The organism is Sphingobacterium faecium (genome assembly GCF_003054045.1).
GTDB lineage: Bacteria > Bacteroidota > Bacteroidia > Sphingobacteriales > Sphingobacteriaceae > Sphingobacterium > Sphingobacterium faecium.
In genome coordinates, this window is the sequence record NZ_QBKH01000003.1 from 193,948 (window position 1) to 220,351 (window position 26,404).

General features: G+C 35.8%; 23 protein-coding genes. 5 read left to right on the forward strand and 18 right to left on the reverse strand.

The genetic code is table 11. The features are described 5' to 3' along the window. Positions 1-333 (reverse strand): PadR family transcriptional regulator, encoded by a 333-nt coding sequence (locus C8N37_RS08985; protein ID WP_108158611.1) that lies wholly within the window; start codon positions 331-333, stop codon positions 1-3. A gap of 358 nt (positions 334-691) precedes the next feature. On the opposite strand from C8N37_RS08985, the gene C8N37_RS08990 reads away from it, so the two are divergent. Next, complete coding sequence (locus C8N37_RS08990) at positions 692-1,501, forward strand: alpha/beta hydrolase (protein WP_108158612.1); 810 nt, start codon at positions 692-694, stop codon at positions 1,499-1,501. A gap of 47 nt (positions 1,502-1,548) precedes the next feature. Beyond that, a complete protein-coding gene (locus tag C8N37_RS08995; protein WP_108158613.1) occupies positions 1,549-2,742 on the forward strand; it encodes a metallophosphoesterase in 1,194 nt (397 codons plus the stop codon). A gap of 29 nt (positions 2,743-2,771) precedes the next feature. On the opposite strand, the gene C8N37_RS09000 is transcribed toward C8N37_RS08995, so the two are convergent. The 5 genes from C8N37_RS09000 to C8N37_RS09020 all read right to left on the reverse strand — a co-directional run bounded on the left by C8N37_RS09000 (position 2,772) and on the right by C8N37_RS09020 (position 7,864). Next, the gene (locus C8N37_RS09000; protein ID WP_108158614.1) at positions 2,772-3,362 is read right to left on the reverse strand and encodes an HD domain-containing protein; all 591 of its coding nucleotides are present in this window, start codon (positions 3,360-3,362) and stop codon (positions 2,772-2,774) included. A gap of 158 nt (positions 3,363-3,520) precedes the next feature. After that, complete coding sequence (locus C8N37_RS09005) at positions 3,521-4,534, reverse strand: SMP-30/gluconolactonase/LRE family protein (RefSeq protein WP_108158615.1); 1,014 nt, start codon at positions 4,532-4,534, stop codon at positions 3,521-3,523. 408 nt (positions 4,535-4,942) lie between these two features. After that, positions 4,943-5,455 carry a hypothetical protein gene (locus C8N37_RS09010; protein ID WP_108159045.1) on the reverse strand — a complete coding sequence of 171 codons (513 nt, stop codon included), beginning with the start codon at positions 5,453-5,455 and terminating at the stop codon, positions 4,943-4,945. Between the two features lie 286 nt (positions 5,456-5,741). Next, positions 5,742-6,455, reverse strand: a complete 714-nt coding sequence (locus tag C8N37_RS09015) for a response regulator transcription factor (protein ID WP_108158616.1) — start codon at positions 6,453-6,455, stop codon at positions 5,742-5,744. Positions 6,456-6,466: 11 nt separating this feature from the next. Beyond that, complete coding sequence (locus C8N37_RS09020; protein WP_108158617.1) at positions 6,467-7,864, reverse strand: sensor histidine kinase; 1,398 nt, start codon at positions 7,862-7,864, stop codon at positions 6,467-6,469. Between the two features lie 141 nt (positions 7,865-8,005). On the opposite strand from C8N37_RS09020, the gene C8N37_RS09025 reads away from it, so the two are divergent. After that, positions 8,006-9,412 (forward strand): alpha-L-fucosidase, encoded by a 1,407-nt coding sequence (locus tag C8N37_RS09025; protein ID WP_108158618.1) that lies wholly within the window; start codon positions 8,006-8,008, stop codon positions 9,410-9,412. A 113-nt stretch (positions 9,413-9,525) separates the two neighbouring features. On the opposite strand, the gene C8N37_RS09030 is transcribed toward C8N37_RS09025, so the two are convergent. Then, positions 9,526-10,062, reverse strand: coding sequence for a hypothetical protein (locus C8N37_RS09030; protein WP_108158619.1), 537 nt, complete (start codon positions 10,060-10,062; stop codon positions 9,526-9,528). An 87-nt stretch (positions 10,063-10,149) separates the two neighbouring features. After that, a complete protein-coding gene (locus tag C8N37_RS09035; RefSeq protein ID WP_108158620.1) occupies positions 10,150-12,699 on the reverse strand; it encodes a prolyl oligopeptidase family serine peptidase in 2,550 nt (849 codons plus the stop codon). A 398-nt stretch (positions 12,700-13,097) separates the two neighbouring features. On the opposite strand from C8N37_RS09035, the gene C8N37_RS09040 reads away from it, so the two are divergent. Further along, a complete protein-coding gene (locus C8N37_RS09040) occupies positions 13,098-14,450 on the forward strand; it encodes an FAD-dependent oxidoreductase (protein ID WP_108158621.1) in 1,353 nt (450 codons plus the stop codon). A 122-nt stretch (positions 14,451-14,572) separates the two neighbouring features. Here C8N37_RS09040 and C8N37_RS09045 read toward each other — a convergent pair whose 3' ends face one another. The 8 genes from C8N37_RS09045 to C8N37_RS09085 form a co-directional block, all read right to left on the reverse strand. Continuing rightward, positions 14,573-16,186, reverse strand: a complete 1,614-nt coding sequence (locus tag C8N37_RS09045; RefSeq protein ID WP_108158622.1) for a TonB-dependent siderophore receptor — start codon at positions 16,184-16,186, stop codon at positions 14,573-14,575. Further along, the gene (locus tag C8N37_RS09050; protein WP_170114501.1) at positions 16,168-16,737 is read right to left on the reverse strand and encodes a TonB-dependent receptor plug domain-containing protein; all 570 of its coding nucleotides are present in this window, start codon (positions 16,735-16,737) and stop codon (positions 16,168-16,170) included. The genes C8N37_RS09045 and C8N37_RS09050 overlap by 19 nt, the downstream gene beginning before the upstream one ends. A gap of 405 nt (positions 16,738-17,142) precedes the next feature. Then, positions 17,143-17,484 (reverse strand): hypothetical protein, encoded by a 342-nt coding sequence (locus C8N37_RS09055; RefSeq protein WP_108158624.1) that lies wholly within the window; start codon positions 17,482-17,484, stop codon positions 17,143-17,145. Between the two features lie 907 nt (positions 17,485-18,391). Beyond that, complete coding sequence (locus tag C8N37_RS09065) at positions 18,392-19,687, reverse strand: TolC family protein (RefSeq protein ID WP_108158626.1); 1,296 nt, start codon at positions 19,685-19,687, stop codon at positions 18,392-18,394. 1 nt (position 19,688) lies between these two features. After that, positions 19,689-20,822 carry an ABC transporter permease gene (locus C8N37_RS09070; RefSeq protein WP_045755063.1) on the reverse strand — a complete coding sequence of 378 codons (1,134 nt, stop codon included), beginning with the start codon at positions 20,820-20,822 and terminating at the stop codon, positions 19,689-19,691. A 1-nt stretch (position 20,823) separates the two neighbouring features. Continuing rightward, positions 20,824-21,771 (reverse strand): HlyD family secretion protein, encoded by a 948-nt coding sequence (locus tag C8N37_RS09075; RefSeq protein WP_170114502.1) that lies wholly within the window; start codon positions 21,769-21,771, stop codon positions 20,824-20,826. Continuing rightward, positions 21,752-22,453, reverse strand: a complete 702-nt coding sequence (locus C8N37_RS09080; RefSeq protein WP_108158627.1) for an ABC transporter ATP-binding protein — start codon at positions 22,451-22,453, stop codon at positions 21,752-21,754. The genes C8N37_RS09075 and C8N37_RS09080 overlap by 20 nt, the downstream gene beginning before the upstream one ends. A 225-nt stretch (positions 22,454-22,678) precedes the next feature. Next, on the reverse strand, positions 22,679-23,458 hold the full coding sequence (locus C8N37_RS09085) for an alpha/beta fold hydrolase (protein ID WP_108158628.1): 780 nt from the start codon (positions 23,456-23,458) through the stop codon (positions 22,679-22,681). Positions 23,459-23,794: 336 nt separating this feature from the next. Here C8N37_RS09085 and C8N37_RS09090 point away from each other — a divergent pair, with 336 nt between their 5' ends. After that, positions 23,795-24,361 (forward strand): Crp/Fnr family transcriptional regulator, encoded by a 567-nt coding sequence (locus tag C8N37_RS09090; protein ID WP_045752134.1) that lies wholly within the window; start codon positions 23,795-23,797, stop codon positions 24,359-24,361. Positions 24,362-24,412: 51 nt separating this feature from the next. Here C8N37_RS09090 and C8N37_RS09095 read toward each other — a convergent pair whose 3' ends face one another. Beyond that, positions 24,413-25,312 carry a DUF6268 family outer membrane beta-barrel protein gene (locus tag C8N37_RS09095; RefSeq protein WP_108159046.1) on the reverse strand — a complete coding sequence of 300 codons (900 nt, stop codon included), beginning with the start codon at positions 25,310-25,312 and terminating at the stop codon, positions 24,413-24,415. 83 nt (positions 25,313-25,395) lie between these two features. Further along, positions 25,396-26,145, reverse strand: coding sequence for a lysophospholipid acyltransferase family protein (locus C8N37_RS09100; protein WP_108158629.1), 750 nt, complete (start codon positions 26,143-26,145; stop codon positions 25,396-25,398). Positions 26,146-26,404 lie beyond the last annotated feature (259 nt).

A 26,404-nucleotide genomic window follows, 5' to 3' on the forward strand; every position in this document is an offset into this window, starting at 1 on the left:
TCAAATTGAGTTTATGGTCTTGTTGATATTATTCCAATATTTGGTCATCTCTACTACGGTATCAATCCCGGATGCTGTGATATTGTAATATTTTCTTGGTATTCCGGAGCTTTGTTCCACCCATTTAGATACGACTAGATTTTCATCTTTGAGCCTATTCATGAGTGGATATAGTGTGCCTTCGGCAATTTCAATTGCTGTTCTCTTTTTTATCTCATTGATCAGGTCGTACCCATAATATTCTTTTTCGTCTTTTAGAATGCTTAAAACCAGAAAAGATAAAGTTCCTTTCTTAAGTTGCGATATCCATTTGTTTATAAATTCATTATTCATGATGTAAAGCTATAACAAATACATAGTATAACAAAGTATATATGTAAAAATATTTTATAGCTATCTAAATTGACATCATCTGGTTATTAGAGCTATAAAATCAAGTTGAATAGAAGACCTGGTGTAGGTAGTAAGCTTGTTTTTTAATGCCAATTGATCTAATCATTGTTAATTATATGATCATCTTTTTCAGACGAAGAATGGTTATCTCAAGAGATAAGCTTATTAGCTAGTATAATCAAATGGGCTAAACCTGTAGTTAGGTTAACGTTGCTGACGACAGTTTTAGCATATCTACTATTGCTATATTTAATTTATTGATTAACTTTAAATTTAGTTTATTTTAAAATATATCAATATGTTATACAAAAGTCTGATCTTCTTCTTCTTCGTACTCGCTCAATTTCCGCTTTCAGCTCAGGACTATAAATTGTTAAAGGATATTTCTTATGTAGAGAAGAGCGAATCAGATTTGTATAAACAAGAACGGTGTAAATTAGATTTGTATCTTCCGGAAAACAAATCGGATTTTGCTACGATCATCTGGTTTCATGGTGGAGGATTAGAGGAGGGTGCTAAATATGTTCCACTGGAATTGCAGGGTAAAGGAGTGGCAGTTATTGCCGTAAATTATCGGTTAAGCCCTAAAGTTAAAGGGCCAGCTTATATTGAAGATGCCGCTGCTGCTGTTGCTTGGGCTTTTAATCATATTAGTCAATATGGGGGTGATCCTGCTAAAATTTATGTTTCCGGTCATTCTGCAGGAGGTTATTTGGCCTTGATGGTGGGGTTGAATAAGGCATATTTGAAATCTTATGGTATTGATGCCAATAACATAAAGGGATTAGCACCTATCAGTGCACAGACTAATACTCATTATACCATAAAGAAGGAGCGAGGCCAGTCAATGGAAATCCCTATCATTGATCAATATGCACCTTTAAGTTTTGCTAGAAAAGATGCACCTCCAATTTTATTAATCACAGGAGACCCTAAATTGGAGTTACCTGCAAGATTTGAAGAAAACGCTCATTTAGCTGCAGTGCTGTTAAGTTTAAAACACCCTCAAACTGAGCTTTTCCAGTTACAGGGCTTTGATCATGGCGCTGTATATGCACCAGGATGCCTCTTACTGTTAAAGTGGATCGCTGCACTTGAAAAAAAATAAAGTAATTTGGCACGGCATTCGTCTACTCTATAAGAGCGTTTGACGATATGGCAAAAAGACTGATTTTATTTCTATTACTATTCTTGATCAGTGATATTTACTTTTATCAAGCTGTAGTTACACTTTTTTCGGGTTCATCAATTCCAATTTTTTATTGGTTTGTTGACGTTTTAATAATTGTCTCGATTGTATCAATTATTTTTCTTCGCCAACGAATAAGTGATATTCAACGCATTGCTTCTATTTTGATAACAGCAATGTTGCTTGTTTTTATACCAAAGTTGTTTTCTTTTCCGATCCTATTCATAGAAGATATTGGACGATTGTTTCGCGGTTTTCCAGCACGAAGTGTTTATGTGAGTGAAATAGTCGTTTTTATTGCGGTAGCGATCTTTTTAGCTATTGTTTTTGGGCTTACCCGAGGTAGGCATTTGTATCGTGTAAGAAAGGAAATTCTATATTTTTCAGATCTGCCTGAAGCATTTGATGGTTTTACGATAACGCAGTTATCTGACATCCATTCGGGCAGTTTAAGTAATATAAGAGGGGTGCAGAAGGGTATTGATTTGGCTAATGCACAGAACAGTGATCTCTTATTATTTACAGGAGATCTGGTCAATAATATGGCATCGGAGATGGATCCTTGGATCGATACTTTCACAGCTTTAAAAGCCCCGTATGGTAAATATTCAGTGTTGGGTAATCACGATTATGGTGATTATATTAAATGGAATAATGCATCAAGTAAAGAAGCTAATCTAAAGCGTTTAAAAGAAATACATAGGGAGATGGGGTTCAATCTGTTATTGAATGAAACTGTAACACTTCAGAAACAAGGACAACGCATTGCATTAATTGGCGTGGAGAACTGGGGTAAAGGAGGTTTTCACCAATTTGGTAATCTGACCCAAGCAACGGAAGATATTCCTATAGATTCATTCAAAATCCTGATGTCTCATGATCCTTCACACTGGGATGCGGTGACAGTTGATCATGAAAAACATGTCCATCTCACTTTAGCTGGGCATACTCATGGTATGCAGTTCGGAATTGAAGTTTTTGGGTTTAAATGGAGTCCGATTCAATATTTTTATAAGCAATGGGCAGGTTTGTATCAGCGTGATGGTAAATTTTTATACGTCAATAGAGGTTTTGGTTTTCATGGATTGAAGGGGCGGGTAGGAGTATGGCCTGAAATTACTGTACTGACTTTAAAACGTTCTGATTCTGCGACAGCATAAGACAAATAGCACAATACCTTGCTTAGGGCCTATTTTTTTAAAATCCCCTTTTCCACACTCTCATCAATTAGTTTTTCAGCAAAATCCCATATCGTCCTGGAACCTTCATCAATTATTTTCTTTTTATCGTATACTTTGCTGTACTTAATGTCAAATTCATTCCAAGTTCCACCATTGTTTGAGGTGTTTTGTAGCAGTGGTTCTAAGCGATCCATTGCTCTTGCAAATTTCGCCTCATGAGTTAGTCCTGCTTCAAATTCTTCCCAGATTTCAATGAGCCCTTCTGCCTGCTTTTGTGGAAGTAATCCAAAAATCCGTTTAGCCGCAAGCCTTTCTTCGTCGGTGTTTGTATGATTTTTCTGAGTATCGTAAATAAAGGTATCACCTGCATCGATCTCCACTATATCATGTATGAGTACCATCTTGACAACTTTTAGAATATCAATAGGTTCGTTGGAATGCTCTGCTAATATAATTGCCATCATGGCTAAATGCCAACTATGTTCTGCATCATTTTCATTTCGATCACTATTAAATAGTTTGGTTTTTCGTTGTATGTACTTGACTTTATCAATTTCTTTAATAAAATCGATTTGTTGCTGTAAATTTTTAAGATCCATCTTGATGAAATAAAAGCTGTACTACAATTCGTGTATTGATTGGTGTAATTTTTTATCTGCACGAGTTATTCCTTCTATCCTGCGTTTAATATAAATTTTGCACAGCTGATCGGAAAGTTTTTATCGACCATAAATATAGAAAAATTGCAGTACATGCATTAAATCTTTAGGAGCGGAATACGTAATAATTTATCTGATGCAGTTATATACAAGTATCCGTCTCCGCCGAAATTACAGTTCGCAGTAGCAATACCAAGTTTAATCCGGCCTAATAATAATCCCTCGCTATTGAAGATAACGATTCCATTGCCAGCTGCTGCAAATAAATATCCACCAGCCTGTACTTTGATTCCATCAGCCGCCATAGGTTCTGATGGAAATTTTAACCTAAAATCTACGAAGATCTTACTATTAACAACTTCCAATTTATTATTGAGCGTATATTCCATAATTAAGGGCTGCTTATGATCACTGATGGCGACATATAATTTATCTTGTTTTTCAGATAAGGCAATACCATTTGGTCGAGTCAGGTTGGAGATGATCTGAGTAGCTTTTCCAAAACGATCCAATCGATATACACCGTTTTCTGTAATCTCCCTATTTACGGTATCGCGTTCTCTGTGCGGAAGTCCATAAGGAGGGTCTGTGAAGAAATAATCACCACGTTGATGTTGACAAATATCATTTGGTGAACTGAACCTTTTATGATTCCAATGTGTACCCAATGGTTTGAATTTTTGGGTATTAAGATCAATTTGTACGATACGTCTATTTCCATGATCACACGCTATCAAATGTCCTTCCTGATTGATCAATAATCCATTTGTGCCCGGTTCGTCACTATAGATATTAGAGCCTTGATAGCCGGCTGGTTCAAGAAATTTCTCAAGTCCATTTTTTAATGACCATTTATATATGGTATTAAGTCTTGGGTCGCTAAATAATAGATAATTTTCTTCGTAGTTCCATACGGGACCCTCCGTCCACTGCATGCCATCTGCTAGCAGTTCTACCTTTACAAAAGGATCTATTATTTTATTAAGTTCAGGATGAAATACTTCAATGGTCGCACCATCTAAAAGTTTCGAATTACTTTGCCCGAACATGGTGATCGGAAATAGAATGTTCAAGATAAGTACAGTAACTGGGATCATTTTATTGGGCGTCATTCTTTTTTCTGTATTGATTTTTTATTAAATTATTCTGAACGGCTCTGAATATATGATGTCATTTCTGACCTTTTCGAAGCGAATTATAACGTAATGATCATGAATTCGATCATTATTAGTACTTTAGGTTAAGTAAAGATAGGAATATTTATGATTTAGTCGAAGTAATTAATTTTTGTGCGCTTGTAGGATTAAATTTTTGCAAGAAATCGCTTGGAGGCATGTCTAAAATCTAATCTTAATCAATAATGATGAGATCAGGTTAATCACGGTAACGTATGTATGCTGATCTATTCATAATCTGGGAGTCAAAAGTGATATACTCTTGTATAAAACAAAAACTCCTGAACTTCACAAAAAGTGATCAGGAGTTTTTGTTTTTTAATGCTTTTTAATAAAGCAAAAAAATTATTTTAAAACGAACTTAAATCCCATAGAAAAACTTGATGGATCAAAGTTAACGTCATGTGAAATATTCCACCAAGGTTTCCAGTCAAAATGCATCGCTAACGGTGCCGATGGAATTCTAAATTCTAAACCTAATGCGGGACGGATCGCAAAATCCACATGGGTGTCATCATTTTTCCAGTGATAGTGTTTATATCCTTTGTTATAATCGATAAATGATACTTGAGGACCGACACCGATATACCAATATAGACCTCGAGCGCCCTGAATACGTCTGTTATAAGAATAGTCAACACCTAGGACTGTGATATGATCCCCAAATAATACCTGTGCATTTACTGCGTCATTTCCGCCAAAATTGTGTTTAATCTGAGGGCCAAATAAAGTCTCCCCATCGCCCAAATCTATTCCCAGCCCAATAGCTGTCCGATAGGGTGTTTGTGCATTTGCCTTTTGCTGCGTGGCAAAAAATAAAGTAAAAAGAGTAAGAAAAGGTAGAATTACTTTTTTCATGATCATTATAAAATATTTTAAGTGAGCGTTTTCAAAATGAAAACTTTCGCTGTTGCAACAAATAGTTTGCCAATTATACTCTGAAATAAATGTTAAAGTTTTATCATATTGTTTATGAGGTAATTGCCGTTTGAATAGTTGTGATCGCCCATTTTCAATAATCAACCAATCTCTTGTTTATGATTAGGGGTGACTGGAGAACATGCTATTATAATTTGATTAAAATTTTAAATAGGATAGGTTTACGACTATTCCAGTACAATTGTTAGATCGGTCAGGTAATTTATTATGATTCTTCATACACAAATATATATCCAGCTCCATAGACACTATCAATTCTGATGTTTTTTTCAGAATCGACTAATTTCCTTATTCGTGAAATAAACACTTCTAAGCTTTTTCCATTAAAATAATCTGTATTTCCCCACAACTGCAAAAGAATATCTTTTTTTAATACCAATTGATTCTGATTTTTAATTAATAAATCAAGAATTTCAGTTTCACGAACAGTTAATTTTTTCTGTTTGCCATTGGACATTGAAAGTAACATACGCTCTTTTATAAAGGTTATGCTTCCTACTGAAACAGGGGCGATAGTAGCCACTTTAATTGGAATTTCTTTCTTTAATTTTAAGAAGTTTTTAATTTTTAATATGAGCTCTTCCATTTCAAAAGGTTTTCCGATATAGTCAATCGCACCTAGCTCTAAGCCTTTCATTCGGTCGATTTTTTCATGAAGGGCAGTTAAAAAGATGATGGCCTGATTCTGATTAATTTTTTGAAGTTGTTTTGCTAATTCAATTCCGTTCATATCAGGAAGCTGGATATCGATAATTGCTAAAGCATATATTCTTTTTTTATACTCATCTAGAGCGATTTCAGCAGACGGGCTCCAATATACACTGATACCTTTAAATCGCAAATATTGAGATAATACTAAGCCCAAATCGGGTTCGTCTTCTACCAAAAGTATATCAAAATAATGGTTTTTATCATGCATACGTAGCGTGGTTATGGTTGTATTATTATTAATTTAAATCTGGATCCTTTACCGATCTTAGATTCCACTTTTAAATCCCAATCCAATAAGTCTATAATTGTTTTTACGTAATATAGTCCTAAACCTAAACCTGGTTTTTTACCACTTGATTTAGAACGATAGAATTTCTCAAAAATATGTTTTAATTCTTCCTGATGGATACCAACACCATTGTCTTCAATATTTAAAATTAACTCATTTTGTGTCTCTTCCCAATAAAAAGAAACTTTCGGTGAAGCACTTTGATTGAATTTTAACGCATTTTTAACCAGATTGTCTAAAATAGAAAAATATAAAGAAGAATCTATCCATATCTTTTTAGATAATGATAGGGGAGTATAATTGACCTCAATTTTTCCTGAATGGCGTAGCGATATATCTTTTAAAAATTCTTTTGTTAATGAACATATATCTTCTTGTTTTAAATCAGGTTTCTGTTTTGGCAAAGAGACAGATTCTAAGATTTGTTTAAAATAAGTTTTCAATCGATCGGCTTGCCGCTCTATCACATTGCCTAAAGATCCAATCTCGGCGATATTTAATATGGACTTTTGTTCCTTTAGGGTTTCTGAACAGATCAAAATGGTCGTGATGGGTGTATTAAATTCATGCCGTATATGATTTAAGAATTCAGTTTTTAATTCCGTTTCTTTCCTTTGATCGATCCAATTTTGATAGGTGAGGTAGTTAATTGTGATAATCAGTAAGATACATAAGATCGAAAAACACAATACAGGGAGCATATCCATCAATACTCTTGTCATTCTGTTGGGGTAATCGACATACAGACTGTAGGTAAATCTATAGGTGACATGACTCGCTACACTGACGGATAATTGGAGTATCTTGTTATTATTATTTATCTCTTTTAAATTTCCGGCTATTTCCGTATTAATCTTTCCGTCGTCTTTAAGGAAAAAAGTCTTCCAATCATGTCCATTTGGTAATAATAAATCCAATCGATCAAATACTAACTTATATGATAATGTGGTATCCAAATGATGTTTTGCTAATATTTCATTAAATACGATATCCATATTTTGATATCGGCGCAACTCTCCCAAAAAAGAGGATAGCACCTGCTGTTGTTCCTGTTGTAGTGCCTTTGGATTATTTGTTAATGTACGATATAGACTTGATAACTGTGGCTCTAGAAACTGTTGAAACAGTTTATTTCCGCCAGGGAATAGTTTGTCATTCATCACATATTGACCATATGATTTTTCGATCTTCAGTTTTTGAATATTTTGAAAATTTTTATCCTTGTATTGATAAGTGTTGAATACCAAAAAACCAATCAATAAGCAAAGCATAAAAAAACTACAGCATAACACCCATTTATAAAATTTGGGATTGTGTCTTAATATCATATTATAAATCTAGGATAATTTCAGTTATCCTAAACATCATTAACCTTTTATTAAGTTTTCGTTATCCTTCTATTAATCACTTGAGCGTATTATAAAGCTTATTTTTGAAGCATAATTAAATTATAAATCTATTGATGTCATATGAAAAATAACAAATTTTTGACCGCAGTGTTACTTCTCCTAGGCTTAATGCAAGTAAACACGATTGTGGCTCAAGTAAAAGAATCTGAATTAAGGAAGCAACAACTTGATTTTGTTAATCTAGGCTTTGGAATGTTTATCCATTATGGAATGCCAACTTATATGGATCAGGATTGGTCAGATCCGAATGCTTCGCTAAGTTTATTCAATGCTCCTAAATTAGATGCAAACCAATGGGCTCTCGCTGCAAAGTCAGCTCATATGACTTATGGCTGCCTGACTACGAAACATCACAGTGGATTCCCGATCTGGGATACTAAGACCACAAACTATAATGTGATGAATACTCCTTTTGGACGTGATGTAGTGAAGGAATATGCTGGTGCTTTCCGTAAAAATGGATTAAAAGTGATGCTTTATTATTCTATTTTAGATACGCATCAAGAAATAAGACCTAACCATATAACCAGCAACCATATTCAGATGATCAAGGATCAATTGACGGAACTGTTAACTAATTACGGTGAAATTAATGCATTAGTAATTGACGGTTGGGACGCTCCATGGTCTCGTATTTCTTATGATGATATTCCTTTTGATGATATTTATTACCATATTAAATCTCTTCAACCTCAATGTTTGGTTATGGAACTTAATTCTGCGAAATACCCTGGTGATGCATTATTCTATTCAGATATTAAATCATATGAACAGGGTGCTGGACAGTTTATCTCCAAGGAGCATAATAAACTTCCTGCGATGGCTTGCTTACCACTTCAACAGAATTGGTTTTGGAAAAAATCATTTCCTAAAACTCCCGTTAAGGAGGTCAAGAGTCTTGTCAATGATTTCATAATCCCTTACAATGGTGCCTATTGTAATTTTATGCTTAATGTAGCTCCTAATGCTGACGGACTTATTGATAAAAATGCATTGATCGCACTCCAGGAGATCGGAAACTTATATAAAAATAAACCCTCTTATTCGGAATTACCGGCTTATGAAAGTCCTGTAATAGGAAGTAATATGGCACTAAAAGCATATACAAATTCGAGCTGGAGTGACGATATGAATCTTATGGATTTTGCAAATGACGATAACTTTGGGAGTTCTTGGGTGTCCAATGCTGCCGCTTCTGCTAGTCCATGGTGGGAACTTGCTTTTGAACGATCAAAAGCATTCAACACAATTGTGATTACAGAAGGAAAAGATCATCCATCGGTTTACAATCTAGTATATTTTAAAGACGGAAAGTGGTACCCAATCCTTGCTGAGCAAAAAGATCAAGGACGTATCAAGATATTCAAATTTAAGACTGTGATAGGTCAAAAAGTGCGGTTGAATATGAAGCCAAAAAACGGGAAAGTTGTACTGGCAGAGGTAGGGATATATCATGAAAGAACATAAATTTTGCCATTAAATATAAAGACATTCAAGAGTAATAATTTTTATTACTCTTGAATGTCTACTTTGAGCGAAAATTTTATCCATGATAATAAGATAGCTATACGATTTGGTACTTAATTCGCTGCAGGATCGATAAGCTCATTGCTAAGGGATATGAATTTTAAAAGATTATTATTATCAAAAAGTAATGTCGTATAGTGCTTTCCTTTTTTGAATGTCAGTTTAGTGCCGTCAGAAAATAAAGCTCCATCATTTAGCTTTTCCTTTTTTAATCTATATTTATTAAACTTTGCTATAGACTCCTGAAGGGTAGTTTTGTTCATAGTGAGGTTATGGGGGAGGCCTTCGATAATTAAAAACTTATCATCTGGAATATCAAAATACATTTCTTTGATGACTTGATCTTCACCAATACTGCAGAAAAGTTCTAATCCTGATGGAGTAAGCCATTTTGCATATTTTTCTTCGTTAGCATCTTCATAAAAAACAGTTTCTGTCTTTAAAATAGACGAAATGTTAGCTGGTTTTTGAGGAAAAATAAATTCAGCTTCCTTGTTCAGTAAGGACTTTAAACCGGCTGCAGTTTGTGAAAATACAGTGAGAGTTATTAACTGAAGCAATAAACTTAGGGTCAATACTTTTATCTTCATAAAGAATACTTTTAAATTTTTGATGATTTTATTTTTAAAGATATTAAAGTTCGTGCCAAGAATTAATGTTATTCTTTCTCAATTCGTTTATTTTTGATTTACTTTCCATTCATTCGTGAAGAATCCCGCGTCTATAATTCCTGCCGGTCCATTTTTTAACATAGTTAAGTTGAAAAACATATAATCAGGAAAACCACTTGCGCCAGCAAAATATTGATTTGCCCCTGCTGCTTGCATACCACTAAGTCCTGTGCCGGTAATCACCCCAACTGCTCTTGATTGTGTGCCTGGTTTTTTCCAATAAAAATATCCGCCTAGATCACTTCCATTATAAATTTGTTTATCTATTTTGATCTGACCTGGGAGTACCGTAATTGGACAGTCTTTTAATAAAATATCCCAAGCACTGTTTGTTTTTGAATTACCAATGAGTATGATGTTATGTTCCGTATATTTATTTGCTTCAAAATCACGGTCAGCGATTATTTCAAATACTCCATTTCCTCTATAATACCAGGCTTCTGCATCATGGCGTACTTTTTCTAAAGCCCACTTATTTTCTTCCTTGGTACCCATGGTTCCATAAACATATACCATCCCATGGTTAAATGCTTCTTTAAAAGTACCATTACGATGTGGTCCCTTTTGATCTAATGATGGCTTTGCTATGATGTTCCAGATCTGATCTTTTTTTTGTAAAAAGATTAAAGACTCGTTCGTTGTATTCCTTTGGTATGTAATGGTATTTAAACTATCGAGGTCAATAGTCAATGCAACATTTTTATCAAAATCTGTTAAATCCAACGAGAGCACCTCTACATTCTCTGTTTTGCCGACTATGGTTCCTCTCTCCCGATCTCGTGTTAGGACAATATGTGAATAATCTAGTGGCTTTTCCTGTTGATATACTGTACCCCAATAGTAGGAGGAGGATATCCCAGGATTAGCGGTTTTGAAATCGATATGATTGACGTCAATGGCAGCTTTTCGTTTATGTATTTTAAAATAATCAAATAAAGGTTTCCAGTCTACACTTTCATTACTATACCAATGTGATCCACCTGGATATTCATAATAATTGAAATCGGGGTGGAATGTACCCAATAACTTACGCATCTGACGAGCATAATCTACGGATACTGTACGGTCTGCATCACCATGCAATACATATATCCCAAGTGGTTTGTAGTTGGTTGCATATGCTACTACGTCACTTTGATTACCAGATCTTAATAATATATTTTCTAAGGCATTTCGTCCTTTTTCTGGAATCAATCCGTCGGCAGAACCGTAACCTTTTAAGGTTGGATATCCTGCACATGGTGCTATTGCAGCCCATTTGTCAGGATAAGTTGCTCCCAAAAACCAAGTACCATGTCCTCCCATAGAATGGCCAGTTAGATAGATTTTTTGCGTATCTGGTTGCAAAGTTTGTTTCGCTAAACTGAGCACTTCCAGCGCATCTATTCTCCCCCAATCTTCCCAGTTGAATCCTCGTGGTCGACGATTGGTCGGTGCCACCAGAGTTCCCCAGTCTTTTGCCTGATATGCTTGTGCTTGACCAATGGCTTCTACTCCAGCTCCATGAACGGATAAAAAAAGCGCATCACCAGATTTTTCGCCGCCCAATGCTGGATTTACCGCATAGTATTGTAAACTATTGTCTATCGTACTTATAAAGGTGACCCGATATGGCGTATTACTATTGACACTTTTCAATGGAATTTTTTTCTGATCGATCAATTGACTTTTATTCCAAATTGAAATATCCGAAAGAATCTCTCCTAAGCTATGGATTGTTGAGGCATCAATAGGAACAATTACTTTTCGAGTACTCTGCGCCCTGATTACGGGTAAGATGACAGATGCTTTTTGATTTCCTGTGTTGCTTTGTATCTTCAGATTATGTAAATCTTTATTACTATTGTTGATGAGTACAATACCTAAGAGTAAATGTTGGTTATTTTTGCCTTGTACAATATCGGGTTGTGTCAGATCTTCTGTACCAATTATGAGTTGATTTTTAATGAAACTCAGCTGTGCCGCGATGGACGAACCTCTAACATAAAATTCATTTAAACCTTTTTTTAGTTGGATTGGAATATTTAACCATCCCATGCGGTATGGATCTCCAGTATGCAATTCTCCATTAATTAATACAGCACTATTTCCTCTAATATTAAGTAATGCAGACTGTACTTTGTCGGATTGATAAGTGAGATATAGATAACTTGGACGAGGACCTCTATAAGTGGTCGTCATCGACCTGCTGGTTTGATCTTGTTGAGCTACACGGCCAGGCCCTGGAGGATTGTTGGGTTGCTGCAGGTTGGCATCCATATTTTGCTGACGCCTAAAAAAACCATTTGTATCTGCTTTTGCAGCAATCCATAATGATTTTTCTGAAGTTCCATCCCATGTTTTTCCAACTATGGGACGGGGGAGTCCATGTTGGTAATATTGTGACAACAGCTCATCAGTATATATTGCTTCCCGACCATAACTGTAAGGAATATCTACTGTAAGTCCTTCTGTGAATTTATATGTATTTTGGGCAGAAGAAAGGGTGGAGATTACAGTTAAACATAAGCATATACATATAGTTTTTACACTTAATCGTAATAAATGGTATTGCATAATAAAAGGGTTTAGTACGTCTAATATACGGATCTTTATTTTATCTCCTTTAAATTTCAGTATAAAACAAAGTCAAAAATCTTCTCGATAAGCATAGCAATATTGACTTGAATAAAAATTAGCGCATAAGTTTTCTTTTTATCGGATTGTTAATCACTATTTGTCTTAGATTTGTTTTATTCTTATAAACTATTATCTGTTCAATAGGTATAAGTTTATCGTAAATCTTGTTGAAAATGAACTTTTTAATGCGTAATAGTTGTGGAAAAGATCTCATTATATAGCAGTCAAAATAAAATAGAAAGCAGGTGAAAGAAGCTGAAATTGAACGAATAAATTGGTGTATTTGTCAGGAATGCCAGGGTCGGGGGAAAAAAAGTCGAAAGCTTAATAAAAAAATGCGACTGAACTACCAAGCAGCATATGATCAATTTGAAAAAACGGGTGGTAATGGTACAGCTCCTGTTAAACCAAAAGGACATCTCTCTCTTTGTTTGAACTGCAACGGGTCTGGCTTAATAAAGTCATCAAGTTGTCCGCTCGCCAATAATGAAAATTATCCTCACGTTGCTATTATAGGTGGCGGTATCGGTGGAGTAGCATTAGCCGTAGCTTGTCTGCACCGGGGTATTCCTTATACGCTCTATGAGCGTGATCGTAACTTCAAGGCGCGTTCTCAAGGTTATGGTCTCACTTTGCAGCAGGCTAGTAAAGCGATTTCAGGATTAGGCATTCTATCATTAGAGGATGGGGTGATATCAACAAAACATGTCGTTCATAAGATTGACGGAAAAGTGATTGGTGAATGGGGAATGAGAAAGTGGGTACCTGAAAAAACAAAGACAGGTGATAAGCGTTCTAATGTGCATATTGCACGACAATCCTTGCGTTCAGCCCTTTTAGAGCAATTAGGTAGTCATGATGCGGTTCTGTGGAATCATCAATTGGTAGATTTTAAAGAAACGGAGTCGGATGGTCTTTTGTTAAGCTTTCAAGTTGATGGAGAAGTGAAAACTGCCAAAGCCGATCTTTTGGTTGGAGCTGATGGCATTCGCAGTTCTGTCCGGAGATTGTTAATAGGAGAAGATATTGCTCCTTTACGTTACTTGGGCTGTATCGTCATATTGGGTATCTGTCCTTTGAGTGCTTTAGAAAATCTTCATAGCCCTTTACTCGATTCTGCCACTGTGTTTCAGACTGCTAATGGGAATGAACGCATCTATATCATGCCTTATTCATCGGACTCAGTCATGTGGCAGCTTAGTTTCCCTATGACTGAAAATGAAGCTAAAGCCTTGAGCGATCTAGGATCACAAGCCCTTAAAGAGGAGGCATGTCGCAGAACGCTATGGCATGATCCGATTCCTCAGATTTTAGCTGCGACCCAGGCAGCTCAGATTTCTGGCTATCCTGTGTATGATAGAGAAATTCTTGATGCAAAATGGTTGGAAGGAAAGGTGACACTTATCGGAGATGCAGCTCACCCAATGAGCCCATTTAAGGGGCAGGGGGCAAATCAAGCGCTGCTGGATGCACTTGCATTAGCGAGAGGCATATCAAGCGCATGTGGGTCATCACATTGGAAAAAAGATGGTATTAGAAAAGCGGTACTGGTTGATTATGAAGAAGAGATGATCGTGCGCAGTGCGATTAAAGTGAAAGATTCAGCTGATGCAGCAAAATTTTTACATTCTGAAATGGTGCTGATAGAAGGAGATGAACCCAGAGGAAGCTGTGTCAAGAAGAATTAATCTAACTTGTTGATGAATAAGAAGTATTGGAGTGGGGAAGCTGAAATTTTAAATGTATGGATCATTTTATTTAATCAATTGGATGATCGTCCTCTTTAAGCTAAAAGAGGACGATTGGATTTTTAGAAATGTAAGCGCATAGATAATATACATTGACGTAAATTTCCTTGCGTGATAAATCCTCTTCCTCCATAATAGTAACGTTGGTTGAACAGGTTCTCTGTGGTAAAGTTACAGGAAAATTGCTTGTACTGATATCCAATAGTACTATTAAACAGTGTATAATCGTCTGTAGAGAAGCTTCCTGCCGTTTTGCTGTTGATGATTAAATCCTGACCTACATAATTACCACCGATACCAAGTATCCATTTACTTGCATTGGCGATTGCTGTTTCATAATTCACATACCAAGTTGCTGACCATGTAGGACCGGAGTTAACGGGTCTCAAACCTGTTGTTGAGTTTTCAGCTTTTGTTATTTTACTTTCATTGTAGGCAGCACCACCATGTATGAATAGATTTTGAATAGGTTGTATCTGGATATCCAATTCTATACCTCGGCTGTATTGTTTACCATCCTGAATATATGTTGTGGCATCATTTTGATCCGCCATCACGGTATTACGGACGTGAATATTATAATAACTAAATGTTGCATCTAACAATTGATGAAGGCCAGATATTTTAACTCCTGATTCCCATTGTGTACCATATTGAGGTTTGAAATTATATAAAATTCCATTGATACTTGTGGGAGCAATGTTCTGAAATCCGCTCATATAGTTCGCGAAAAAAGTAAATGTTTTAGGAATGATCTGGTAGGTCATACCTATTTTTGGTGTCATAGATGTCTGTTTATATGCCCCTGTTGTGATTGCTGTAGATACATCTTTTGTCCCGTTGTTGATTAAGCTGCTGTATCTAACACTTAGCATGATCGATAATGCATTAAATGGTTTGATAACATCCGAAATGTACGCTGAATAGGTGTTTTGAGGTGATGTAGTATGGTTAGGTTGTTGGAACAGCACTATTTTCGTAATCAGGTCAGCATTAAATAAATTGGCAGACAGGGAGGGATTATCTATAGATACGGTATCGATATAGCCTGCACTTTTATAATTTGCCATATAACTATAGCGATAGTAATCCAGTCCAATCAGGAGTTTGTTGTCCCAATTGCCAATGCTGAAATTACCGATAAAATTTTGTTGTACTTGGTGATTGGTTATATCTTCGGCATCGTACCGCAACACCTTTCTTGCTACAGCCGTATTATTGGTCACTAATAAATTGGTTTGATAAGTGCCATTTGAAGTACCGTACGTCGTAGCAAGATTGGTTTCTGATTGCCAATGGTCGGAAATTAAGTAACTTATTTTTGCATAGAAATTGATCGATGTTGTTTTCCATAATAAGCTATTATCCGTATACGATTTGTTATAAGCGAGGTCCAAATCTTTAGAGTTCTGTACATTGACCAATTGACTATTTATGAGTGGGCTGGCGGGAGTAAATAGCGGACTATTGGTCGCGATTTTACGTAAAAACTCGGCTTCAAGCTTAACTTTTAACTTGTCATGGAGTTGGTAAATAAAACTTGGTGCCAAAAAGATGTTTCTATTTAATCCTTGATCTTGAAAGCTTTTTCTGTCAGAATACGTGCCAAAAATGCGAAATAGCGCTTTATGGCTAGAATCTAAAACGGAGTTGACTTCTATGCTTGAGCGTTGCAATTATTATTACCTGCCGCAAGTGAAAAATTTGTAAATGAACTATCGATAGGTGCGTAAGTTTGTACATTGATAAGACCTCCAAAAACCATATTTGCGCCACCGAACAAGGTTCCGCTTGGACCTTTGATCACATCTAACTGTTGTATGTTACTGTTATCATCACTGTATTGTAGGTAAGCATTTAAACCATTTCTGAAATTGCTTCGAGTTCTAAAGCCACGAATTGAAAAATTTGGAGCTAATCCAGCCCAACTTGGAGTGACCCCGGTCACATTGGACAACATGGCTGTTTGGGTATAATAATTTCTGTTTTGAGTAAGTTTGGGTCCTACACTCGTTGTCACCTGTGGATTTTCATAATCAGTAATATTTAATCTTGCTGTTTGAATGCTTGATCTGTCTTTTTCGCTGACACGAGCTTTTACGAATACCGAATCTAATTGCTTTAATATAGGTTGGTCTTTGGACTGTGCGTGTGCTGTATAAATGGAAAGAAAAATGATAATTGCATTGACAATTAAAAGTGTAAAATGTTTTATGTGTATGAACATAAGTACTTGCGTGGTAAGAAAAATATGGAGAATTATTTGGAATGAGTATTCTATACCTAACTTGCTAAAATTTGTATTAGGATCGGGTATTTGCTTATGCATATTTGCAGCAAAATCGACGTTGGCTACTCCCTAACTTTTTGCCTTAATTTAAAATCAATTCCTGTACTTAAGCACATCTAACTATTGTGCTTCGTATTTAGAATTGCATATGATCTTTTTGTTCTGTGCAAGGATATGGCGCAGTTTAAGACTATGTGCGCATAGACCCAAAATAGGACTTCGTAATTTCTATTTTTTAAGAAGTCGATATAAAAAATGACAGAGAAGACACTATGTTTTAGAATAATGCAGATCGCTCAGCTAGATAAATCGAGAAAAGACATTTTTAAGGAAATAAATCGATTATGCCATATAACCTGTAGGAGGCTTGAGTTGTCTGTTAAAAACGTACAGCTTCCACATCGGGGTGTTGGATAGTCGCACATGATTTTGAGATGCAATTGGAAAATACTGACTGTCTTTGACGACTGGGAATTGATGATGACAGATTAATAAGGTAGATTTTGAAAAATTTTCTTGAAGATCTTTATGCTTTTGTGTATCTTTTTTCAAGGCTCTCATCAAGAAGCAATTACCGTTGCAGTGCATCGTGATATTGTTCTTGTTGATACAATATTTTGTAGCAATTTCACTTCGGTTTGCATAAAAACTCAATACAATAAATGCCTTGTTAAAAGTCATCATGGTGATGGATATCAAGAGTAATATTGTCGTAATGAATTTCAAAATCTGTTATTCGATGATTTAGTGAGCTGTTGCGAATATAGGTGATTTTTTTTAAATCTTCTTTTAGCGATCGCTAATTTATACTAATACCTCGTACAAATTTTTCAACTGCTATTTGAAGCTTTTATAAATTCACTATTGCGCCTGCTTACGTGTAGCGATACGTTATCATTTAGCAACGTTTTATCAACCCAAAAGCTACTGATGACAGTAGCTCTTTAGTAGCCTTTTAGTATATCTTCATTACATCTCCAGTACACTATTGGTAGGGAATTAGTACACTCCCGGTACACTCCCCGTACACTCTTCGTACACTTTTCGTATGTTAATTGTGATTAATTTGCGCAAATAAAAATGATGTATCCTGTCATATAACGCCTGATCAGGCCTATTTCTGCCATTTTGGTCATATGATGCCATTGTGGACATCTTTTTTCTTTCCACTCTTCATCTTTGTGTTGTCAACAAAAAATTAAAATCATGGTAAAACAAAAAAGTTTAATCAAGTGTATAGTGGATTTTTTCTTTATCAAACCTTGTCATCAGAGTGATGTAGTTCGTATGAAAAGCGGTTTATACACATCTCAAATCTACACGTATTCCAATTTTAAGATGAAGCTCGAAAATATGGATACATTTTGTCCTGTGGTGCGTAAGGCTCTTCTGCATGTACGATCAAACAATTTGCTGATGCTACTCATAAGTAACAGATTGTCTTTGCTGGTTTATCGGAATCAGAATGCCAAGGTGATCAATGGAGGCGAAAGGCATATGGGAGGTAAATATTCATGTTGATCCGATGAGGTGTATCTTGATTGATGCAAGAGTGTCAAAGCGAGGATGATGTTTTTGTACTTATGTATTTTTAATTAATAGAAGGATTGTTGTCTGAATCATCCAATAATAACTTGATCAAATCGTATTCTGCCTGCCAAATATCTTTTTTGGCTTTTTGGTAACTAAGGACTGATTCGTGGTATTCTGTCAAGATCAATCTACCTCCACGATAGGCAGAATCTTGTTCTTTTACAGCTTGAGCGACTAATTTTTCAATGTGGTGAAGGCGATCAATCTTCAGCCGTGCAGTCTTAATTTTAGTATTCTGTTGCTGTGTTTTGATCTGGTCAATGTGCTGTTCTTCTTGTAATTGCAATTCCAAAACATGAGCATTTAGTATTTCTTTTTTTAATGTAGGTTGCGCTGTGAAATAAGCAGAAAGGGGGATACGGAGTGCAATATTGACATAACTATTTCCATACCAAGCATTATTTTTATCGAGGCGAAATTCATTGCTGAAATATTGTTTTCCTAAATAGGCATTTGCAGTTAATGTCGGTAGTAGTTGCTTTTTAATGCTCCTTCTCTGCAAGAGATTGATCTGCTGATCAAGCGCTATAGATTTGATGGCAAAATTTTCTTTTTTGAGGTGTTCGACAAAGCCCTTGATAGCTTCGATATTTGAACTTAAAGTCTGTGTGTTTTCTAAGTTGGTATATTTACGTAGCTCTAGGTCTGCATCTATGAGAACAGACCATGCTTCATATAGAGTAATGCGTTTGCGCTCGTATTCTTGTTGGGCGCTAAGGTATTGATTGGATGGAAGTCGTCCCTTTTCATAACGCGCTTTGCTAATCTGTAAAATATCCGCATAAGATGCAGAATCTTTTAATGCCATTTCATATTGTTGTGTGGCGAGTACAACAGAAGCGTATGCTAATGTCGCATCATGTTTCCAATCTTGTTTATGTTGATCTCTAATGATTTCCGCTTTTTGGATTTCTAGGGACTGCTGTTTTTCATTAAGCTGTCGTTTAGGATCAAATAAGCTCCACTCCATTTGGATCCCAGCTTTAGAAGACCATTTAGTAGCAAACTTTAAGGGTATAATAGCTCCATCCAATGCATTGGGGTCAAAAGCGATGGCGGGTACTGGTGTTGTTGGAATAATGAGATTGCGCTGCAAATTTGCATCTATATAAAATACTGGAATACGATTGCTTTTTATTTCTTTTAATTCCTGTTCTTTGATTTCTTTACGTAGTAAATCTTGCTGGTGAGTGAGGCTTTGATCGACATTGTTCCATAATTGTTCTATGCTCAAGGCCTGCGCTTGAACGAAGATTGGAAAAATGGCCAGTATAATGATTACAATCTTTTTCATACTAAAAAACAGACGCTGGTTCCAGTTTAGCAATTTTACGAACCGCAAATAATGAACCGCCAACTGAAATAATTAAAGTGATCAATAATAAAAATAAAGCAAATATTGGTGAAATATCAATAACTAAACCTGATCCTGCTACACCAAACTTGAATCCGATAAGTAAAAGCATGGCAATCAAATAACCTATTATAGCATATAAAAAAGCTTGTGCTATAATGAGCTTGTTAACATAACTTTTTTTCGCTCCAATAGCTTTTAATGTACCATAGTCTTTGATTCTGTCTAAAGCTGAAGAATAGAGGGTGAGCCCAATGATGAAAAATCCACTGATCATGGCAAAAAGGACCAATGTACCGAAGCTCATGCCCATATTGGATGTTACCAAGATTTCTTTGATTGTAGATTTTTGCAATTTTTTGGCATCCCAAGCCCGTAATTGTGGAAATAGTTGCGTAATCTCATTACTGATCTTTTCTTTATCTGTTCCGGGTTTTAATCTAGCAATGATGATATTCACTTTAAATGGTGGGACATTTCCTAAGAGTCTTGCATTGTTGGTGGAGGTGTACATCAGACTGGCTCCGAATGCTTGTGCTTGTTTCGTTATCAAACTTATTTTAGCCCTTTGTCCATTGATTTCAATAGCTTTGTTGACGAATAGGGTGGTATTCCAGGTTTTTGAACTAAAAAATTCAGCTGATACTGAGCCTGGATCTGTGAGTGAGGATAATATCCCTTCTTTTATCCGATCTTGATCAGGACCCATAACATAATCTGGAGCATCGGCTCCAACTAAAGTCACTGAAGCTGTTTTTCCATCTAAAAAAGTAGCTCGAGCTGGTGCTAGGATCACTGGAAAAGTTTGCGCTATATCGGGTAAGCTTCCGATTTGTTGTACTAATCGCTGATCGAGACTATTGACTGTATTGATATTGCTACTCTGGGCTTCTATGATCCATAGATCGTTATCTTGAACAGGAGCGTTTCCTACTAGATTACCCATTAGCCCCATTAGAAAAAAAAGAAGTCCCAATTGTTGACCGATTAGAAATATACTGATCACAATAGCGGTGATAATACCGACACTTTTTGCTCGGTCGTATTTGATGAATTTATAGGCCAATCTCAACATATTACTTGATCTTGATCGTACAGTCTACTTTTGCGTTAATGGCCAGTTCGTTGTTCGTACTTAGCTGTATTTTGATTTTTCGAACACGACGGTCTTCGCCTTCATTGGCGGTTTCATGAAGGATGGATTTATTGGATAATATAGGACTTGTATAAATGACATGTCCCTCTATTGCTTTATCTTTTCTTCCCACTTGGGAAATGGTGACCAACTGACCAACTTTCACGTCTTGCGCAAATAATTCATCTACTTCGGCCTCTACAATTGGTTCAACTACATTTACTATTTTTCCAAGCTCAGTCGTACTACTGATACTTTGTCCAACATGAGCAGTTAAATCCATGACGATTCCTGATTTACGCGCTTCAATAGTAAAATCTGTAACCAGATTTTTTGTTTTCTGTATCTGTAAATATTGTTCCTTTTCGGCAATCTGTTGAGCTTTGTATTTTTTTTGAAGTCCTTCTAGTATAAATTCTTCTTGACGCCAGTTGGAGTAATCTGTTTCCATTACTTCTCTTGTCTCCGCATTTTTGGAAAATAGTTGTTTTGAAGTTTCATATTTATCTTGCAATTCTTGCACATGTAGTTTCCCTCTATGGATATCCTCCAGTGATATTGCGTTTTGAGCTTTTATACTGTTGAGCTTTGCCAGCTCCTGTTTGATATCCAACGGAGCATTTCCTTGCTCAAGCTGGATAAGAATCTGTCCTTTTGTTACCGAATCACCTTCTTTGACCAATACTTCCTTAATCAGTGCTGGGGTGGTACTAGCAATAAGGGCCCAATCTTCTGCTGGAATAATTTTTCCTATTGCCTTTACTTCGCTTACCTGTTTTAGGATCTGGTCGCTGCTTTGGGTAGCTTTTGGTTTCTTATCCGAACTGCATGCACCTGCAATCATGGCAATGACCATCATGATCGTTAACCTATTTGTAATCTTCTTCATTTCTAATTGCATCTGAAACTTTTCCTTCTTCGACATATATTACTTTGTCCGCATATTGGCGCAGTCGTAAATCATGAGTGACGATGACGACTACTTTGTTTTTAGAAGCTAGTGTTTTGAGCTCTTTCATAATGCTCTCAGCGCTTTTTGCATCTAATGAAGCTGTAGGTTCATCACAAAGAATCATGGATGGACTTGTTACTAAAGCTCGTGCTATGGCCACTCGTTGCTTCTGTCCACCACTGAGTCTTTTTGGAAGCGTATACATACGGGTAACTAATCCGACTTCTTCCAAAGCTATTTTTGCTCGTTTGGTCGCCTCATTTTTTTTTATTCCTTGTAATATAAGTGGTTGCATGACATTTTCTAAAGCGTTTAATGGTTCGATAAGGTTAAACTGCTGGAAAATAAAGCCTATTTCATGTAGGCGTAATGTCGCTAAATCTGATTCTTTTAATTCGCTCACTTTCTTGCCTTTATATATGACTTCACCTTCTGTTGGATAGATCACAAAACCTAGAATAGATAATAGCGTAGTCTTTCCGCTGCCCGATGGGCCCATAATCAAGGTCAATTTATTCGTTTCAAAACTGATAGTCGTGCTGTCTAATGCAGTTATGGTCGTATCGCCTGTCTTATAAATCTTTTTGACATTTTCTAATGTGACGATTTGCTCTGGCATATCATATTTTAGTAAAAACAACTATAGTGAGGCCATGTTTGCCTAAGATATACGAATATCGACAAAATTTTAGACACCAAGAAAATGTAAAAAAAATCAATCTTTGGGATTTGATAATAACACTCCCGTACTTAACGTATAGGAGTGTTTTTAAGCTTCATTTAATGATTTTCTGGTACAAGAATCGTTTCCTCTATAATGGGGATGTTCATGTCCTAAGTTTTGTTACTGATCCAAAAACTCAGCAACAAAAGTGTCGAAGGCTTGTGGATTTTCTGCTTGTACCCAGTGACCGGCATTGGGAATAGTTTTGATCGTAGCTTTTGGAAATTGAATTTCGATGTTTGTCTTGTCTTCTGGAAGTATGTATCGAGATTTTTCGCCTGCTAAGAATAAAGTTGGGCCTTCAAATACTCCTGATTTAATCCCTAGTGTAATGAAATCAGTATATTTTCCTTTTAAAACATCTAAATTAAAACGCCAACCTAGTTTTCTATTTTCTTTAATGTAGACGTTTTTTAATAAAAATTGAATTACGCCGGGCTCTTTGATATATTTTTCGAGCGCGGTCTGCACATCTTTTCTATTTTCGACATTTTCAATATTTACGGCACTTAGGGCATTGAATATATCTTCATGATGCGGCGGATATGGTTTCGGTGCAATATCTGCCACAATAAGCTTTCTTACTTTTTCGGGATGATCGATTGCAAATTGCATCGCAACTTTACCACCTAGTGAATGCCCTAAAAGATCAATTTTATCTGCTCCAATTGCTTTGATATAAGTATATAAATCATTGACCATAGCTTCTATAGACATCTCATCGCTATGAAAACTCCGACCATGATTACGCAGGTCCAGCAGATGTACCTGCCTTTTTTCACCGAAACTGCGACCAAAAGTCCCCCAATTGTCCGACATGCCAAATAATCCATGTAAAACCACTAAAGGAATACCTGTGTTTTGTGCTCCATATATCTTGCTGTATTGTAGTTCTTCCAATGTTAATCTGTTTTAATAAATGCTTCAGTTCTTATTCAAAATTACTAAAATTAATTTATAGGGTTGTACTATAAATCCATTTGCATCACTTAAATTGGTTGTAAGTGAGATCGATTTTATAATAAATATTGCTCGTAACTCCATCCGAGTAAACTGCTGCTCATATGATTTTGTAAACTGGTGCCTGCAGTATCTTTTTATGATGGCCGTACGTTTTTACATACTGTCGGAAGTAAATGGCTGAATAGATGATAGCATCAATTGCTGAAAATATTAATGTAGATTTGTACTACTAAAGAGGCTAGATGGTCTGAAGAATATATATAATAAGCAGTAATGATAGCAGATTTTTTTCGCGATTTTGAAATATTTACAGAACAGGAAATTAGTAAAGTGATTCAACTTTTTGAATTGAGGGTTTTGGATAAAGGTGATTATTTTGTTCGAGAAAATCAAAGATGTAATGAAGTCGCATTTATACAATCGGGAATTTTTCGTTCATTTTATACAACTCCTAAGGGCGATGATATTACGTATTGTTTTCGATTTCCAAATGATTTGATTGCAGCCTATTCATCTTTTATAACAGGAAATCCAAGTGTAGAAGCGATACAGGCTATTTCTCAGGTGTCACTGCTGGTGATTCAAAAAAATAAACTTGATGAATTAGTGCTTGAAAATCAGATCTGGACCCAATTTCTTAAAGTTATTGCAGAGCAGCAGTATCTTGAATTGGAAAAACGGGTGTTTCAATTGCAAAAGGAAACTGCTGCACAACGATATGCTTCTTTACTCAAAAATCAACCGCAATTTATTTTACAAATCCCGTTACACTATTTAGCTTCTTATCTCGGAATTACCCAACGCCATTTGAGTCGTATTAGAAAAGAGATCACTTTTTAGTTGTTCATGTGCTATTGATTCATAAACGTGATACCTAGCTCTTTAGTTTTATTATAAATGCATCTTTAAACCTGCAGATGCGTAGGGAGATGCTCGGAAGTAATATTCTTTATCTTGAAACATACTTTTCAATGTTCTATCTGTGATCTGAGCTGGTCGCCACAGATTCATGCCAATGGTTAGCGGTATTGATATCTTTTTTCCGATTTTTATTTCTGGGCGAAAACCAGCAATCATATATAAATGTGAAAACATTTTGTCTTTTCCTTCTTGTTGTAGTAAGGCTGTTTGCCCATTCATTTCTGCAATAAGATTCAATCTTAGGTTTTTCGTAAAATCGTATCCTAATGACATTTCTAAACCTTGCATTAGAGCTATCCTTACCGCATATTTTCCTTCGGTTTTCCAATTGAGGTAAAGGGCAGGAAAGACCATTGGGAAACCAAAAGAATTGTTGATCATAATACCACCGCCCAAATCCAAATTTGGTTTTAAGTGACGAATGAAAACGGTTCCGACGTTGCCAAGTACATTTTTTAATCCTGCTTGGGAGAAATCAGTATCAGGCATGAATATGCCACCACCTACAGTCGCTAGCATAGACCATCTATCGTTTAATGGTCTTAAATGAGACAGATTTATTCCAATATTTAGGATGTTATCAACGACCAGAGACTCTGTCAAGTTTTTATTGTCCAGCTTTGCATAAGTACCATTCATGCTTATTGCCCAGAGTGTGGGACGTTTATTCTCGTTCAGCCTTAAAGATAAAGGAATCGTGATGTTAGCCTGGTGGACCATAGCAGCACCTCGACTATCTCCTACTTTTTCGCTTTTTTCGTTCTCTGATTTTCGGTAGTCTGATTTTCCAATGTATTCGCTTTTCATTTCTATTTGGACTTGTGCATCCACAAATTGGTAGGAAATAACCATGATAAATGCGAAAAGCATTGTTTTTTTAATTTCAAAATTTCTGATCATATGAAGCATTTCATTTTTATTAAGACAATTGGTAGGTACTTTACCCTTTATTTTTATTTCCAACGACGATGTGTCCACAACCACCAACTAGGGTCTTCTTGTATACTTTTTTCCAGCATGGACGCAAATTGCTTAGTTATCAATCCTTCTGAAGTTGCTGCTGCATGATCACATATCGGTTTAATATCAAGTTCCCATACTTGTTTATTTAAAGGTTTTAAGGAAACATACCCTACATAAGTATCTAACTGTCTTGCTAGTTTTTCGGCACCTGAAAACATAAAGGTCGGTTGCTGTAAAAATTCAACAGCAATTCCATTGTCGTGTCCAGGAAATTGATCAGCAATAAAAAATGTGATGGAAGGAGTTTGTTTTTCGCGTAAAAGTGTTCTTAATGCATGCTGAGCAGGTAATAGACGCATACCATGCTTTGTTCTTTTTTTATAACTTAAATAGTTGAAAATTTTGTTTTTTAAGGGTTTATACAAGGCTTGTATTGGTATATGGGTCAATTGTGGAATTTTTGCTATCACCTCCCAATTTCCGTAATGTCCCAATAGAAATATAGTTTGGCGTCGTTGTTTCTGGAGCTTATTGATGATTTCAAGTGCTGATTCCGATAATTGCACTTTTACCTGACTGGAATTGAAATTTTCCCATATAATACGGGCGAGATTTCTATAAAAATTATCACGGTGCGTGTTAATTTCATGATAAGATAGGTGAGGAAAGGAGCGTGCAAGATTTTGTACGCATACGCTTAACCGATATTTGCAAATCTGTCCAATGAAATAGCCTAACATAATGATTGTGTTTTATTGTTCTGTAACGTTTTTATACTGTGATGTAATTGGTGGAAATTGTAAATTCTATGGTATCAGAAATTCAATAAGCATCCCTTTTTATCTATGACAATCGTATGCTTCTTTACCCTTATTAATTTTTATAAAAAAGTAGAGGTCTACGATTGATTGTAGTACTGTCAAGAAAATTAATCTTTATAGTCAAAACTGTTCTTAAGTGACAATTACCTTTTAGACATATGTCCTGTAAAGAGTAAGT